The organism is Leifsonia sp. 2TAF2 (genome assembly GCF_052115085.1).
Lineage (GTDB): Bacteria > Actinomycetota > Actinomycetes > Actinomycetales > Microbacteriaceae > Leifsonia.
The window spans coordinates 743,940-758,384 of sequence record NZ_JBFRFY010000001.1 but is presented as its reverse complement, the minus strand read 5'-3'; the positions used below and the strand labels follow the sequence as shown (position 1 = coordinate 758,384).

Below are 14,445 nucleotides of genomic sequence, written 5' to 3'. Positions count from 1 at the left end.
GGACGGACCACAGTGTTCCTACCGGCTGGGTTACCAGCGGTAGTGGGCGAAGGCCTTGTTCGACTCGGCCATCTTGTGCGTGTCCTCGCGGCGCTTGACAGCGGCACCGAGGCCGTTGGAGGCGTCGAGGATCTCGTTGGTGAGACGCTCGGTCATCGTCTTCTCGCGACGACCCTTGGCGTAGCTGGTGAGCCAGCGGAGCGCGAGCGTGTTCGCGCGGTGCGGCTTGACCTCGACCGGCACCTGGTAGGTCGAGCCACCGACGCGGCGGCTGCGGACCTCGAGGGTCGGACGAACGTTGTCGAGAGCCTTCTTGAGCACGACGACCGCGTCCTGACCGGACTTGGTGCCGACGCCCTCGAGCGCGTCATAGACGATGCGCTCGGCGAGGCCCTTCTTGCCGTCGAGGAGGATCTTGTTGACGAGCTGGCTGACCACCGGCGCGCCGTACACCGGGTCGGCGACGACGGGGCGCTTGGGAGCGGGACCCTTGCGAGGCATTACTTCTTCTCCATCTTCGCGCCGTAACGGCTGCGAGCCTGCTTGCGGTTCTTGACGGCCTGGGTGTCCAGGGCGCCGCGAACGATCTTGTAGCGGACGCCGGGGAGGTCCTTCACACGACCGCCGCGGACGAGCACCATCGAGTGCTCCTGCAGGTTGTGGCCCTCACCGGGGATGTAAGCGGTGACCTCGGTCCCGTTCGACAGCTTCACACGGGCGACCTTGCGGAGCGCGGAGTTCGGCTTCTTGGGGGTGGTGGTGTAGACACGGGTGCACACGCCGCGCTGCTGGGGGTTGGCCTTCAGGGCGGGAGCCTTGGTCTTGGTGACCTTCGGCGTCCGTCCCTTGCGGACCAACTGCTGAATGGTTGGCACTGAACTTCTCCTTTTATGGACTGCACGGTGACAGTTGTTGCCTTTTCCCCATGAACGACCAACCCGCTTCGCGGGCTTCTCGTTTCCGGGGGGGATCGGCCGACAGGCGTTGTCTGCCAGCCGATATGCCGTGGGGGCGGGGATTCCGTGCGGTCTCCCTGCCCATCGGATGAGTACGTGCCAGCCCACTCGCTCCTGGCCCGGGAAACGGGCACGAAGCAAGCGCGCGACAGAGCGCACACCCGGTAAATACTATCGTCCGGGTGTCGGCCGGTCAAATGAGCGAGGCCGCCGGAGGCCCATGTCCGCGGAGGGCGAAAGAGCCGGGACGCAGAAGAGCGCGGGCACCCGTTCGGGTACCCGCGCTCGTCGTACGGTGTGCGCTCGGCTCAGCCGCCGATGCCCTTGGCGAGCTCGCTGTCGACGTTCTGCAGGGCGTCGGCCGCCTTGGTGAGGAACTGCGACATCCCGTCGAGTCCGTTCACCGCGTCCGTGGTGCCCTTGGTGAACTGCTCGTAGGAGGAGTGGAAGGCGCCGGACGCCTGATCGGTGACGAAGCCGCCGTTGACGAGCCCGTTCACCAGGTTCTGGAGCTCGTGGAGCTTCGCGGTGATGTCGTCCTTGCCCGCGGTGAGGCGGTTGGCGGCATCGGTCATCTCGCCGTACGTGACGTTCATGTTGGCCATGACGGTCCTTATCCCTTCGGTTCGAAAGAGGCCGTACCCCCGGGGCCGACCAGCTACGTCTACCTAACCAGGCGAGAGGAGGGGATGGAATGGGGAGCACTCCCCATGCCGCCGGGTTCACCGGCGCAGGGCCAGCGGGATAGCCTGGCAGCCATGCCGTCGTACAGCCCGATGAAGCCGAACCGGAACTCCGCCGCCGCACGCACGCGGCTGCCACGCTCGGACCGGGCTGCGACACCGCCGTCTGGCGCCGAGCGGGTCCTCCGGCCGGTGGGATACCTGCTGATCGCCGTCGTATGGACGGCGCTCGGGCTCATCACCCTGCTGCTGCCTGCGGCCCTGCCGTTCGCGCTGTGGAGCACCAACCCCGAGTTCAGCTCGCGCGACTTCGTCACCGGGGACGACGTGGTGGTCACCGTGCTGTTCCTGCTGTTCGCGGTCGTCGTGCTGGTTCCGCTGCTGGGGTACGCCTTCGTCGCCCTCCCCCTCGCATCCATACCGCTGGCGGTGCTCTCGTGGACCTACGTCGTGCGGAGCCTGCTCCCCTCGTACGCCGGTGAGCGTCTCTCCAGCACGGGATGGTCGCGCTCGGTGATCGGACCACCGACGCTCGGGCCGACGGCCCTCTCCCTCCTGCCGGTGCGCCTGACGCCGTGGACGCGGTTCTGGACCGAGCTGATGCTGCTCGGCTGGCGGCCCGGCCGCGGCGTGCTGCTCGCCGGAATCCCGTACGGGCTCGCGTCGTTCCTGGTCGCCGGCTGGCTGTTCTGGCCGGTGGGAACGGTCGGCGCCATCGTCTGGTGGATCATCACCGTCGCGCTCGTCGCGGTCTCGGTAACGCTCGTGGTGCGGGCGTTCCGGGCGCGCGTCAGCGGCCGGCGGCCGGTTCCGGAAGCGGTGCGCGGAAGCTGATCGAGTCGATCATCGCGTCGAACAGCTCCAGGTAGAGGTCCGGAGCGGTCGCCATCGGGGCGTTCACGCGCGCATGGATGAGGCGCTCGCCTCCCGGAGCGGGGAAGCGGTAGTCGGCCACCAGCTCCGGCGACGACTCCTCGTCGTAGGTGGTCTGACGGACCTGCGAACGACGTCGGGCCGGGCCGATCGAGAGGTCCAGCGCGTCGTCGTCGGGGAAGCTGCGCGCCAGGTGCACCGCCAGGTCGGCATCCTCCTCCGGCGCGGTCGGCCACTCCTCGCGCGAGAGCACGAGGGAGGCAGGGAAGGGCACGCCCGGGAGGATCTCCAGCGACAGAGCGAGCGCGAAGGCCGTGCTGTCGTTCGCCATCGCCACCAGGCGCTCAAGCTCGGTCTTCGCCGTGCGGCGTACGCGGGCCAGCCGGTCCGCCCGGCCGACACGCTCCGTGACGAGGCGCTGGATGCGGCGGGCTGCCGCCTCGTCGTCGTGCAGCGGGACCATGACCCAGGTGCCGGGGAAGACGATGGTGAGCTCGTCATCCAGCGACGTCAGGCGCGTCTCGCTCATGCGTACTCCCCCAGCGTGACGCGCAGCGAGTCGGCGATCTCCTGCGTCTCCGCGACCATGTCGGCGAAGCCGCCGACGAACGCCGACCGGAACACCATGTGGAAGGCCTGAGCCGCGCCGACCGGGAAGATGGCGAAGACGACGCGCTGCTCGAGGAGCGCATCCCCGGCGTCGGCGTCGGCGATCGCGGTCAGGTGCGTGAACCCGACCAGCTCACCGGTGGCGTGCGCCGTGCGCCAGGAGCGGTAGCCGAGGATCTCGTAGCCGGGCTCGCGGTGGGCGCCTTCGGCGTCGGTGGCGGCGAGGTAGCTCTCGGGGGTGTCATCCACCTCCAGCTGCAGCAGCTCGAAGGTCTGGAACGCGTTCAGCACGCCGGTCGACGGAACCGGGATGTAGGCGCGGGCACGCGTCGCGCCCGTCGGATCCTCCGCGTGCAGCAGCTGCTGCAGCGCCCGCAACCGTTCGGCGAGCTCACCCGCGAGCGGCCCGGCGCCGCCCGAGGCCGCGAGGCGCTCCGGCCAGTCGTCGCTGCCCTGCTCCCCCAGCAGCTCGACGTCGTACCAGCCCTCTGGAGCGTCGAAGGAGAAGTCGACGATGTCCTGCGGTCGCAACGTCATGCGTATCCCCCTCAGCCGTTGTGGCTCTTGTACGTCGGCACGTACTTGTCGCCGGCGCCGATCGCGAACTTCTGCAGGTCGATGTTCGGCACCTGCGGCAGGTCGGTGTGGTTGCGTCCGCCGTCCAGCTTGTTCACGATCGAGTCGACCTTACCCGGCACGTTCACGAGGTCGATGCCCTTGTTGATGAGCGCCGAACCCTGGTGGTAGGCAGCGACCGCGGTGAGCGGGTTGAACTCGCGTGCGCCGACGTCGTGGGAGACGGCGCGGACGACGTTCTGATCGATGCCGAGGAGCGCGCGCATGGCCTTGGCCTTGTCCGCGCCGTTCGTGACCAGCGCTTTGTAGGCCTCCCGCTGTGCGGCGGCGGAGTCGCCGGCCGCCTTCCAGACGTTGAGATCCTTCGACGGGTTCTCGAACAGCTTCTTGGTGGCCGACTTCATCAGGCGCTTGCCGATCTGCATCTTCAGCATGGCGTTGGGGCTGGTGCGGACACCGCCGACGGCCTTAGGCACGCGGGCGAGCGCCTTGATCCGGGCGGCCTTGCCGAGGAAGGCGAAGATCCGGCCACCGAACACGCTGAGGACAACGGTCACCGCAGCGCCCAGCACGTCGAGGAAGCTGCCCTCGCCGTTCGCGAACTTCACCACGGCATCCACGAGCTTGATGATGGAGGCGACGAGCGCGATGACGACCAGGACCTGGCCGAGGATGGGTACCCAGGCGAAGAAGATGGCGAGCACGCCGGCGATGTCGCCGATGGTGCTGATCACATCCATCACCTTGTCCCAGAAGCCCGGGTTCTTGAGCCCGTTATTGTGGTGGTCGACCACATCCACGATCGCGTCGACGGCCTTGTCGGCGGCGCGGTTCTTCTTGTCGCGGGCGTCGAACCAGGCCTGGTGCGCCGCGTGCAGTGCGGCGTTGGCATCCCGGGCCGCGTCATCGGCCTTCGACGCGGCCTTGTTCGCCGTGGAGGCGTCTTCTGGCTTGGCGCTCTGAGCGTCCGTGTGCGCTGTGGATGCGGCCGTGTGCGCGGCGTCGGCCGCACTCTGCTTCTGGTCGATCAGGGCGATGGCCTTGTCGGCGTCGTCCTGTGCCTCGCGCAGCTCGGCAGCGTAGGCGATCAGCGCGGCGGCCGTCTTCGAGTAGCGGTCCTTGGCCTTGTTGATGTCGTCCGCCGTGTCCTTCGACATCTCCTGCAGCTTGGAGACGGCCTGCGACTTGTAGCCGTCGACGTCGTGAATCTTGTTCAGCTCCTTGACCGAGCGCTGGATGGCCTCGCCGATGGCCTGGTAGTGCCGGGCCTTCGCCTCGAGGACGTCCGGATCGCCGGTGAGGGGCTGGAACTCCTTGTCGCTCATCTCGTCCCTCAGTTCTTCTTCGTGTCGAGCGCTTTGGCGAGGTCGCCGTCGACCTTGATGAAGTTGTCGGCCACCGCCGCGATGACCTGCTGCACGTTCTTCACGTTCTCGGTCATCTCCTTGCGCTTCTCGTTCCACTTGTGGGCGAAGTCGCGGACGTGGCCCTGCAGATCGTCGTGCCCGGTCGCCGCGGCGACGGAATCGCTGAAGTCGTCGGCGTTCTGGAACTCGCGCACGACGGCGTCGAGGTCGTCGCGCAGCTGCACCAGTTCGTCCAGCTTGAGTACGAGATCGGACACTGTTCCTCCCCTGTCGGTCCACGACGGCCCCATGCCTGGGCCATCCTGCCTACAGCAACGTACCGGTGGACCAGCGGGGAAGCGATGGGGAGCGGTCCCCATCCACTCCATGTGAAGGAGTCGGTATGGTGCTGAAGTGCGACTGAAACTGACCCTCGCCCGCCCGTCCGGCAGCAGCGACGACATCGTGGTCACCGCGGACGCCGCCGCCAGCATCTCGGAGGTCGCCGCGACGGTCGCGCGCATCGACCCGCGCCGCACGGGGCCGGTCGCGGCGCCCGGGGCGCTGACGCTCCGCGCGCAGCTTCCCGGCCAGGCGGACCCTCTCGTGCTCCCGCCGGACGCCCCGGTCGGCGAGGCCTGGATCGGCAGCGGCGCGACGGTCGCCCTGGCCGACGCCGGCCTCCACTACGCCTCGCCTGAGCTGGGAGACGTTCCCGTCGTCGCGACCCTGCGGGTGCTCAGCGGCCCTCAGGAGGGGACCGAGTTCCCCCTGCGCGCGGGGTCGACCGTGCTGGGACGCGACGAGTCGTGCGACATCGTGCTGCAGGATCCCCTCGTCTCCAAGCGCCACGTGCGGTTCGAGGCAGGCGACGGCGTGGAGGTCGTCGACCTCGGGTCGGCGAACGGGGTGGTTGTCGACGGCGGCCTCGTCACCCGGTTCACCGTCCGGCGCTCGGAGACGCTGCTGCTCGGCGACACGGAGGTGTCGCTCGAGGTGAAGGCGGGGTCGGAGCTGCCCGCTGCCGCCCCGACTGCGGGGCCGGTGTTCTTCAACCGGTCGCCGCGGGTCGAGCGCCGCTACGCCGGACAGGCGTTCCAGGCGCCCGAGGTCCCCGGCGAGAAGGACGACCCGCCCTTCCCGCTTCTCGCCATGATCACCCCGCTGCTGCTCGGCGGCGCGATGTTCGCCCTCACCCATCAGCCGACGACGCTGCTGTTCGTCCTCCTGTCGCCGGTCATGCTGATCGGAAACTTCATCAGCGGCCGCACGCGCGGCAAGCGCAAGCTGAAGAAGCAGATCGCGCTGTTCGAGCAGCGGCTGGAGGCCCTCTCCACCAAGCTCGCGCAGGAGCGCCGCACCGAGGTGGAACTGCGGCAGGCCGAGACGCCGACGACCGCCGACGCCCTCTCAGAGGCGGTGCGGCGCGGTCCCCTGCTGTGGACCCGGCGCCCCGAGCACTGGTCGTTCCTCAACCTGCAGCTGGGCCGCGGGACGATGCGCTCGCGCAACACCGTGCAGGCCGTCGACCGCGGCGAGCTCATCGTCGAGTTCCAGGAGCGATTGGATGCGGTCATCGAGGCGAACGCGCACGTGGACGACGTGCCCGTGCTCGACAACCTCTATGAATCCGGGGCGCTCGGGATCGCCGGCCCCGCCGACCTCATCGCGGGCTCAGTCAATTCCGTCCTCGTGCAGCTCACCGCGCTGCACTCCCCCTCGGAGCTGGCCGTGGCCGCCCTCGTCTCGCCGCGCTGGTCGCGCGAACTCGGGTGGCTGAAGTGGATGCCGCACACGTCATCCCCGCACAGCCCGCTCGCCGGTGGCCACCTCGCGGACAGCGCCTCCAGCGCCGCCGGGGTGCTCAGCGCCCTCGAGGGTCTGGTCGAGGAGCGCCTCGCCGCGGCGAAGGCCGGCCCGCAGCGTCGCGGCGCGATGGAGCAGGAGCGCGCGGCCCTCGAACGCGGCGCGGACGTCGGCCGGTCGCAGACCACCGACGGTACGCCGTCGCCGGTCCCTGCCGTCGTCGTGGTCATCTCCGACGACGTCGCCGTCGACCGCGCCCGGCTGGTTCAGCTGGCCGAGGCGGCTGCCGACGCCGGCATCTTCCCGGTCTGGCTCTCGGACGACGTCGACCGGCTTCCGGCTGTCTGCCGCACCTTCCTGCAGCACACCGACCAGCCGCACCGCGCGCGGGCCGGTTTCGTCCGGATCGGCGAGACGATCGAGGACGTCGTCACCGAACCGGTCACCGCCGCGACCGCCCTCGACTACGCGAAGCGGATGGCGCCGGTTATCGACGCCGGCGCCCTCGTCGCCGACGCCTCCGATCTTCCGCGCTCCGTCTCGCTCGTGACCTTGCTCGGCCACGAACTGGCCGAATCGTCGAGTGCTGTGGTCGACCGCTGGCGGCAGAACGCGTCCATCCACGACCGCGCCGCCGGCGCAAAGCCGGCACGCCGACGCCCGGGCACACTCCGCGCCACCATCGGGTCGGCCGGTGTCGACGCCATGCACCTCGACCTCCGCACGCAAGGCCCGCACGCCCTGGTCGGTGGCACCACCGGTGCGGGTAAGAGCGAGTTCTTGCAGGCGTGGGTGCTCGGGATGGCCGCCGAGTACAGCCCGGACCGCGTCACCTTCCTCTTCGTCGACTACAAGGGCGGCTCGGCGTTCGCGGACTGCGTCGCCCTCCCCCACTGCGTCGGACTGGTGACCGACCTCAGCCCGCACCTGGTCCGGCGGGCGCTCACGAGTCTCCGGGCCGAGCTGCACTACCGGGAGCACCTGCTCAACCGGAAGAAGGCCAAAGACCTCCTGGAGCTGGAGAAGCGCGGCGACCCGGACAGCCCGCCCGCCCTCGTGCTGGTCATCGACGAGTTCGCCGCCCTCGTCGGCGAGGTGCCCGAGTTCGTCGACGGCGTCGTCGACATCGCCCAGCGCGGACGCTCGCTCGGCATCCACCTCATCATGGCGACGCAGCGGCCCGCTGGGGTCATCAAGGACAACCTGCGCGCCAACACCAACCTCCGCATCGCGCTGCGGATGGCGGACGAGTCCGACAGCCAGGACGTCGTCGGCGTCGCGGATGCCGCCCACTTCGACCCGAGTATCCCCGGTCGCGGCATGGCGAAGACCGGCCCCGGGCGCCTGGTGCGCTTCCAGTCCGCCTACGCCGGCGGATGGACCACCCGCGAACCGGAGCGCGCGGGCGTCGAGGTCGCCGAGCTGCGGTTCGGTGGCGAGGTCCGCTGGGAGGAGGAGCGTCCGGCCGAGGAGCCGGAGCGCGACCTCGGGCCGACCGACCAGCAGCGGATGGTCGCCTCGATCGTGCGGGCGCAGGCGGCCGCGCACATCCCGGCTCCCCGGCGCCCATGGCTCGACGAACTCGCGGCTGCCTACGACCTGGGGCTGCTGCGGCAGCGGACCGATGCGGAGCTGCTGCTCGGCGTCGCCGACATCCCCGACCGCCAGGAGCAGCGGCCGGTCTACTTCCAGCCCGACGTCGACGGCAACATCGCCGTGTACGGCACCGGCGGCTCCGGTAAGTCGACCGTGCTGCGCACACTCGCGTCGGCCGCCGCGATCACGCCGCGGGGCGGGCCGGTCCACGTCTACGGCCTCGACTTCGGCGCCGGCAGCCTCCGGATGCTCGAGAAGCTGCCGCACGTCGGCTCGATCATCGCGGGCGACGACCCGGAGCGGATCATCCGGCTGTTCCGGATGCTGAAGGAGACGCTGGAGGACCGCGGGCCGCGCTTCGCCGAGGCGAACGCCTCGAACATCACCGAGTACCGGTCGCTGACCGGGCGGCAGGACGAGCCGCGCATCCTGCTTCTCGTCGATGGGTTCCCCAGCTTCCGGGAAGACTTCGAGATCCCGGCGGGACGCTCGCAGTGGTACGACGTCTTCCGCGACCTGCTCGCCGACGGACGACGCCTTGGGATGCACGTCGCGCTGACCGGCGACCGCGCCGGCGCCGTGCCGACCGCCATCGGTTCACTGGTCCAGCGGCGGGTCGTGCTGCGCCTGGCGGACGACGGCTACGGGATGCTGGATGTGCCCAGCGACATCCTCTCGCCCGCGTCTCCCCCCGGCCGGGCCATCGTCGACGGCTACGAGACGCAGGTCGCCGTGCTGGGCGGCTCGCGCGCGGTCTCCGACCAGTCGGAGGCGGTGCGGCGGCTCGCCGAGGCGATGGAGCGCGCGGGGATCGCCCACGCGCCCGCCGTCGGGTCGATGCCGAAAGAACTCGCGCCGGCGTCGCTGCCCGATGAAGTGGCAGGCCTGCCTGTGCTGGGGATCGGCGACGTGGATCTGGGGCCGCTCGGCTTCGAACCGTCGGGCACGCTGCTCGTCGCGGGGCCGCCCGCCAGCGGACGGACGACCGCCCTCGCCGCGATCGCGGACGCTGCGTCTCGGTTCGATGCGGAGACCCGCCTGTACTACGTCGGAAGCGCACGCTCGCCGCTATCGGCGTCGGAGCTGTGGACGGACCGTGCCCTGAACCCGGCGGACGCCGCAGCGCTGGCGAAGGACCTCGCGGTCGCGGTGGCGGACCCCGACACGGAGGGACGCATCGCCGTGTTCGTGGAGAGCATCGGCGACTTCCTGCAGACGCCCGCAGACGCCGCCATCGTGGAGCTGGTTCGGACGGTGCGGCGCAGCGACCACCTGCTGGTCGCCGAGGCCGAGTCGAGCGCCTGGGGCACGTCGTGGCCGCTGCTCGGGGAGGTCAAGAACGGCCGTCGTGGCCTGCTGCTGCAGCCCGACTCCATCGAGGGCGACCTGCTGCTCAAGACGCCGCTGCCCCGCCTCAACCGGTCGGAGTTCCCTCCCGGACGCGGGGTGTTCATCCAGAAGGGCGGCTTCACCCGGGTGCAGGTGCCGCTGGTGGATGCGTCGCTGCCGACCCGCGTGCGGGTCTGAGCCGGGCGGCGGCGCCTACTCGCCGTCCGCCTACTCGCCGTCCTCCTGCTCCCACGGCCAGCGGGGGCGGCCGCGCTGGCGGAACCGGCCGACCAGCACGAGCTGGTAGAGCAGGGTGACGAGGAACGCCAGCACCCCGGCTGTGATCGCCGGCCAGCGGAGGAGCTCCCCGAGCGCGAACAGGACATAGTGCAGCGGGTCGCCGGGGTGGCCGAGCGCTCCGGCGATCCCGCCCGCGGCGATGAACACCGCGTAGCAGGCGACGCCGACGCCGAACGCCACGCCCGGCGACACCTTCTGACGATCGCCGGGGACGCGCGTCCCGAGCACGATGAGGAAGACGAGCAGCATCAGGGTCGCCGCGACGACCATCACCGGGCCCACGAGAGGGCCGACGGCGGGGTCGGTCACCACATCCGTCTCCGCCGCGAGCGAGATCAGCCCGAAGGCGGCGACGACGAGCGCGGCGTACAGCCCCGCCGCGAAGAAGGCGACGACGGTGGCGTACGCGCGCTCATCACGCATGGATCGCCGCCGGTCAGTAACCCTGTTGCGTGTAGGCGGTGACCGCCTGGTTCTGGGCGTCCGCCACCTGCTGCTCGTAGTCCGCCTGGGCTTCGGCGTTGCGCGCCTTCAGCTTGCGGCCGCGCGCGGCGAGCCACGCGCCCGTCCAGATCGAGATCTCGCGGGCGATGACCCCAGCGAGAACCGCGAACGGGTTCACCCAAGCGCTGCGCAGCAGCACCGCGAACTCGTCGGGCGTGCGTCGCCAGTACTCCGCGTCGATCAGGTTGGCGCCGATGTAGACGAAGTAGACGAAGACCGCGACGAACAGTCCGCCGAGGATGTACGCCCACCAGCGAGCGCGGTTCAGGATCTGGATGAGCACGACCATCCCGATGAAGAACGCCAGTATGGGCGCCCAGCCCCGGAGGCCGAAGGCGACGCCGCCGGTGAAGAACTGCTGCAGCGCGGGTAGGAACTCGTCGCTGGGTGTCAGCAGGGAGCCGACGATCAGCACCGCAGCCGCCCACAGGACCGCGAACGCGATCGTGCCGACGAGGGCGATCAGGATGCCGACACCGCGGTTGCTCTTCTTCTTGGGCGGCTCGGGGCGTTGCAGGTAGATCGGGGCGACTGGCTGCGGGCCGGGCGCGGGAACCGCGGCTGCCGTTGCGGCACCTGCGGTGGCCGCGGTCGCGATCCCTTCGCCTGCCGGTGCGGTGCCGTACGCGGAGGTGGCGGTGTTCGCCTGGCTCAGGTTGGCTGCCTCGGCCGCAACGATGACGGGCGTGGCGGACTCGACCGGAGATGCCGTGTCGACTGTCGCGTCGCCGCCGGCGCTCGCGCCGGGCTCAGCGCTCGACCGAGCGACCGCGGCAGCGACGTCGTCCTCGCTCGACACGACGGGCTCCGGCTCCGCGATGGCGGCGGGGCGCGCCGGCTCGGCTGCAGCGGCGGGGACGGCGGCGGGGACGGCGGCAGCCGCCTCCGCATCCTCTGCCGGGCTGTTGATGTGGCCGCGGGCGGAGACGGGGTTCGACGGCGGCTCCACGACCTGCGGCCCGGTGTCCTGCGGCTCGGCGGCGGCCGACGCGGCAGGAGCCGTCGCGGGGGCCACCTGCTCGCCGGCGCCCTGATCGGCGTCAGCTCGATCGGCTTCCGGCCCCGGCTCGTAGGTCGCGCGCTTCGGCGCGTCCGGCGTGTCGCTCATCGTGGCTCCTCCATCGGCCCGGCGGGCCCGTCGCGCCCCACTGTAGCAACGGGGACCGCCGTGTCCAGGGAGGCGGGACCGGGGCCGTGCGCTACTTGGCCGCGACCTCCTCTGTGGAGGAACCGAGGACGTAGACGAGACCTCCCACCTTTCCGTCGAATCCTGGTCCGTTCGCGGCCGGGCCGATGTTCACGCTGTTCACCATGAACAGGCGCTGTGACTTCTGCGCAGCAGCCACGAACGCCACGATGTTCGCGTACTCGCCCCGCACCGACACGGAGATGGGGATGACGGTGAAGTTCTGGTCGTTCAGCAGGGGACTCGCCGCGGGGGGCATGCCGGGCACCGCTGACGGCGCCGGAGTGGGTGCGGGGGCTGCCGTCTGCGCCGCCGTCGGGGTGGGCGTCGAGGTGGGTGCGGGCGTCGAGGTCGACCCGCCTGCGGCAGTCGCCGGAGGCGCCGGGGCGGCGGGGGCGACCGGCGGCACGAAGCGCTGCGCGTCCGTCATCTGCCAGCCGGTGATCGTGACACCGTTCGCTGCGGCGAAGGCCGTCAGTTCGTCGGCGAATGCTGGCGTCTGGGCGACCGCGGGAACAGAAGTGCCCAGGGCTGCGAGTTGTTCCTTCAGAGCCGGCAGTTCGGCGCTCTCCTGCTTCAATTTCGTCAGGACCGCCTGGTTGGCCGCATTGGTCGTGTTCACCTGAGCGGTCTGAGCGTCCGCCGCCGCGGACTGGTCGAGCTGCGGCTGGATGCCGAGCACCCAGCCGATCGCTGCAACGACCACCATCGCGAGGACGGAACCGATGATCCAGAGACGCGTCTTGTCCATCGCGTTCACTTACCCTTCGTGTCGAAGCGCTTGCTGTAGAGGCTGTCGGACAGATGGATCGTCACCGTCGACTTGTAAACGTTGTTCACTTCGTCGAGGGTGACGGTGCCGGGCACAACGTCCGCCACGCCTGGGATCTTCTGAAGCTGGACCACCCAGGCCGGAACGTTCGGCAGCGCAGCGCTCACACCCACGATCGTCACGGTGGCGACGCGCGGACCTTGCAGGGGATCTGCCGACTGCTGATACAGGGCCAAGGGGGAGATCGAGTCGACGGCCACCGAGGAAATCGCGAGCCCGGCCGGCTGAGCGGCTCCAACCTGATCAAGGAACCCCTTCCAGTCGATCTCGGTGGATGCGCCCGTCTGCTGCGCTGCTTGGGCGAGCGCCACCTGTTTCTTCAACTCGCGCACCGGTGCGAATTGCCGTTGCTGAGCGAGCAGGGATGCCGTCTCGCTCCGCGCGGTGAGCAACTGCGCCTGCGACACGACGTTGAGACCGAAAGCTCCACCTGCCGCGACCAGGACGATGAGCAGGACGGCAAGAACGCCCCAGCCGAATGCACGACGCGTGCGGGCGTTGCGTCGCTCCGCCCGTACCTCGGGCGGGAGGAAGTCGACACGCGGCTCGGCCCCGATCGCGAGTGCTTCGCGTTTCGAGGACGAAGCCTCGGCCGCGACGGTGGACGATCCTCCTCGTGAGGTCTTCTCGGCCTTCGAGGACTTCTTCGTCCGCGAGGGCTTCTGCGTCGTGGACGCTGTGTTAGCCGTTGTGGACTTCGTTCCCTTTCGACCCCGCGCGGCAGTGGCCGGTTCGGAACCCTCGGTTTCGGCGTCGCTCGGACGCCGTGCGGTGAGACTCATGCTGCTCTCCTGAATGCCAGACCGATCGCTGCGGCCAGCGTCGGAGTTTTCTGCCGAAGGATCTGGGCGTCGAGGCGACGAGAGAGTCCGACACCATGGAATGGGTCGCCGAGGACGGCCGGTAGTCGGGTCATCTCGCTCAACGCGTCGGCCAGCCCGGCGAGCTGCGCTCCCCCACCGGTCAGGACGATGTCTCCGACCGGGGTGGTGGGGCGCGTGTTGACGAAGTAGCTGATCGTGTTGCGCAGGCTCGTGAGGAGCTCGCCGGTGACCCGGTAGATGATCTCGACCGCTTGCTGTTCTTCGTGGCTGGAGACCTGGCGGGCAAGGCCGACCGTCGCCTTGATCCGTTCGGCCTCCCCGGCGTTCACCTCGAGCCCGGCGCACAGTGCCTGCGTCAATTCGGCACCACCCGCCGGGATGATCCGGACGAATTGGGGGACGTCATCGGTGAGGATCACCACGCTCGTCGTGTTCGCGCCGATGTCGACGAGGGCGACGGTCCCTGTTCGGCCGGCGCGCGTGACCAGGGAGCGTGCCACCGCGAACGGGAGGAGGTCGACATCCACCGCCGTGAGCCCCGCCAGGGTCGTCGCTTTGACGTTGTTCAGCACGGCCTCCTTGACAGCCGCGACCAGCAGGCCGTTCACTACGGGACCGGAGTCGCCGGTCTCCTCGGAGATCGGGTAGAAATCGAGAAGCGCGTCCGCGACGGGGACCGGGAGCATGTCCTGCACGTGGAACGGCAGGCTCTCACGAATCCTCGTCTGCGACATGCGAGGCACGGTCAGTTCGCGGGCGAGCACCCGCTGGTTACCCATCCCGAGCACGACCTCTTTGCTCGTGAAATCACCCTGCTGCCACAGCCGGCGGAGGCTTGCTGCGACCGTGTTGGGTTCGAGCACTTCACCACGGCTCGCCGCGCCGTCGGGCAGGGGCACCTCCGCGTGGCGCAGGAGAGTCGGTCTCGGCTTCTGCGGGTCACCGAGTTCCACCGCACGTATTGACGTGCTGCCGAAGTCGATGCCGACGATGCTTCGCGCCATCCCGTCCTCCTTTTCTTCTGG

At 69.9% G+C, this 14,445-nt stretch carries 14 protein-coding genes; 2 read left to right on the top strand and 12 right to left on the bottom strand.

The window, feature by feature from the left end; genetic code table 11:
- Window positions 1-30: 30 nt before the first annotated feature.
- From rpsG to AB4Z18_RS03605, 3 genes are all read right to left on the bottom strand, one after another.
- Window positions 31-501 carry a 30S ribosomal protein S7 gene (gene rpsG / locus AB4Z18_RS03615; protein WP_441781339.1) on the bottom strand — a complete coding sequence of 157 codons (471 nt, stop codon included), beginning with the start codon at window positions 499-501 and terminating at the stop codon, window positions 31-33.
- Entirely contained in the window at window positions 501-875 is a 375-nt protein-coding gene (rpsL, locus tag AB4Z18_RS03610; RefSeq protein ID WP_011186743.1) for a 30S ribosomal protein S12, read from the bottom strand. Before rpsL ends, rpsG begins: the two co-directional genes overlap by 1 nt.
- Before the next feature lie 389 nt (window positions 876-1,264).
- Window positions 1,265-1,561, bottom strand: a complete 297-nt coding sequence (locus AB4Z18_RS03605) for a WXG100 family type VII secretion target (protein ID WP_441781338.1) — start codon at window positions 1,559-1,561, stop codon at window positions 1,265-1,267.
- 153 nt (window positions 1,562-1,714) lie between these two features.
- Between AB4Z18_RS03605 and AB4Z18_RS03600 the strand changes: the two genes are divergently transcribed.
- Window positions 1,715-2,473: a hypothetical protein gene (locus AB4Z18_RS03600; RefSeq protein WP_441781337.1), complete on the top strand. Its 759-nt coding sequence runs from the start codon at window positions 1,715-1,717 to the stop codon at window positions 2,471-2,473.
- On the opposite strand, the gene AB4Z18_RS03595 is transcribed toward AB4Z18_RS03600, so the two are convergent.
- The 4 genes from AB4Z18_RS03595 to AB4Z18_RS03580 are packed head-to-tail and all read right to left on the bottom strand — an operon-like array spanning window position 2,430 to window position 5,321.
- Window positions 2,430-3,041 (bottom strand): hypothetical protein, encoded by a 612-nt coding sequence (locus tag AB4Z18_RS03595; RefSeq protein ID WP_441781336.1) that lies wholly within the window; start codon window positions 3,039-3,041, stop codon window positions 2,430-2,432. The genes AB4Z18_RS03600 and AB4Z18_RS03595 overlap by 44 nt on opposite strands.
- Entirely contained in the window at window positions 3,038-3,658 is a 621-nt protein-coding gene (locus tag AB4Z18_RS03590) for a hypothetical protein (protein ID WP_441781335.1), read from the bottom strand. Before AB4Z18_RS03590 ends, AB4Z18_RS03595 begins: the two co-directional genes overlap by 4 nt.
- 11 nt (window positions 3,659-3,669) lie before the next feature.
- Window positions 3,670-5,022 carry a putative T7SS-secreted protein gene (locus AB4Z18_RS03585; RefSeq protein WP_441781334.1) on the bottom strand — a complete coding sequence of 451 codons (1,353 nt, stop codon included), beginning with the start codon at window positions 5,020-5,022 and terminating at the stop codon, window positions 3,670-3,672.
- Between the two features lie 8 nt (window positions 5,023-5,030).
- Window positions 5,031-5,321 carry a hypothetical protein gene (locus AB4Z18_RS03580; RefSeq protein ID WP_441781333.1) on the bottom strand — a complete coding sequence of 97 codons (291 nt, stop codon included), beginning with the start codon at window positions 5,319-5,321 and terminating at the stop codon, window positions 5,031-5,033.
- A 136-nt stretch (window positions 5,322-5,457) separates the two neighbouring features.
- On the opposite strand from AB4Z18_RS03580, the gene AB4Z18_RS03575 reads away from it, so the two are divergent.
- Window positions 5,458-9,972 (top strand): FtsK/SpoIIIE domain-containing protein, encoded by a 4,515-nt coding sequence (locus AB4Z18_RS03575; RefSeq protein WP_441781332.1) that lies wholly within the window; start codon window positions 5,458-5,460, stop codon window positions 9,970-9,972.
- Window positions 9,973-10,002: 30 nt separating this feature from the next.
- Here AB4Z18_RS03575 and AB4Z18_RS03570 read toward each other — a convergent pair whose 3' ends face one another.
- The 5 genes from AB4Z18_RS03570 to pilM all read right to left on the bottom strand — a co-directional run bounded on the left by AB4Z18_RS03570 (window position 10,003) and on the right by pilM (window position 14,424).
- The gene (locus tag AB4Z18_RS03570) at window positions 10,003-10,497 is read right to left on the bottom strand and encodes a DUF6121 family protein (protein WP_441781331.1); all 495 of its coding nucleotides are present in this window, start codon (window positions 10,495-10,497) and stop codon (window positions 10,003-10,005) included.
- A 13-nt stretch (window positions 10,498-10,510) separates the two neighbouring features.
- Window positions 10,511-11,686, bottom strand: coding sequence for a hypothetical protein (locus AB4Z18_RS03565; RefSeq protein ID WP_441781330.1), 1,176 nt, complete (start codon window positions 11,684-11,686; stop codon window positions 10,511-10,513).
- A 91-nt stretch (window positions 11,687-11,777) separates the two neighbouring features.
- On the bottom strand, window positions 11,778-12,515 hold the full coding sequence (locus AB4Z18_RS03560; protein ID WP_441781329.1) for a hypothetical protein: 738 nt from the start codon (window positions 12,513-12,515) through the stop codon (window positions 11,778-11,780).
- Between the two features lie 5 nt (window positions 12,516-12,520).
- Window positions 12,521-13,378, bottom strand: coding sequence for a hypothetical protein (locus AB4Z18_RS03555; RefSeq protein WP_441781328.1), 858 nt, complete (start codon window positions 13,376-13,378; stop codon window positions 12,521-12,523).
- On the bottom strand, window positions 13,375-14,424 hold the full coding sequence (gene pilM / locus AB4Z18_RS03550; RefSeq protein WP_441781327.1) for a type IV pilus assembly protein PilM: 1,050 nt from the start codon (window positions 14,422-14,424) through the stop codon (window positions 13,375-13,377). The genes AB4Z18_RS03555 and pilM overlap by 4 nt, the downstream gene beginning before the upstream one ends.
- Between the last annotated feature and the right edge of the window lie 21 nt (window positions 14,425-14,445).

Excerpts from the sequence above, each read along its gene's own strand:
- AB4Z18_RS03595 (WP_441781336.1), bottom strand. The coding sequence starts at position 3,041 with ATGAGCGAGACGCGCCTGACGTCGCTGGATGACGAGCTCACCATCGTC.
- AB4Z18_RS03565 (WP_441781330.1), bottom strand. The coding sequence starts at position 11,686 with ATGAGCGACACGCCGGACGCGCCGAAGCGCGCGACCTACGAGCCGGGG.
- rpsG (WP_441781339.1), bottom strand. The coding sequence starts at position 501 with ATGCCTCGCAAGGGTCCCGCTCCCAAGCGCCCCGTCGTCGCCGACCCG.
- AB4Z18_RS03570 (WP_441781331.1), bottom strand. The coding sequence starts at position 10,497 with ATGCGTGATGAGCGCGCGTACGCCACCGTCGTCGCCTTCTTCGCGGCG.
- AB4Z18_RS03600 (WP_441781337.1), top strand. The coding sequence starts at position 1,715 with ATGCCGTCGTACAGCCCGATGAAGCCGAACCGGAACTCCGCCGCCGCA.
- AB4Z18_RS03605 (WP_441781338.1), bottom strand. The coding sequence starts at position 1,561 with ATGGCCAACATGAACGTCACGTACGGCGAGATGACCGATGCCGCCAAC.
- AB4Z18_RS03560 (WP_441781329.1), bottom strand. The coding sequence starts at position 12,515 with ATGGACAAGACGCGTCTCTGGATCATCGGTTCCGTCCTCGCGATGGTG.
- AB4Z18_RS03590 (WP_441781335.1), bottom strand. The coding sequence starts at position 3,658 with ATGACGTTGCGACCGCAGGACATCGTCGACTTCTCCTTCGACGCTCCA.
- AB4Z18_RS03555 (WP_441781328.1), bottom strand. The coding sequence starts at position 13,378 with ATGAGTCTCACCGCACGGCGTCCGAGCGACGCCGAAACCGAGGGTTCC.
- AB4Z18_RS03585 (WP_441781334.1), bottom strand. The coding sequence starts at position 5,022 with ATGAGCGACAAGGAGTTCCAGCCCCTCACCGGCGATCCGGACGTCCTC.
- pilM (WP_441781327.1), bottom strand. The coding sequence starts at position 14,424 with ATGGCGCGAAGCATCGTCGGCATCGACTTCGGCAGCACGTCAATACGT.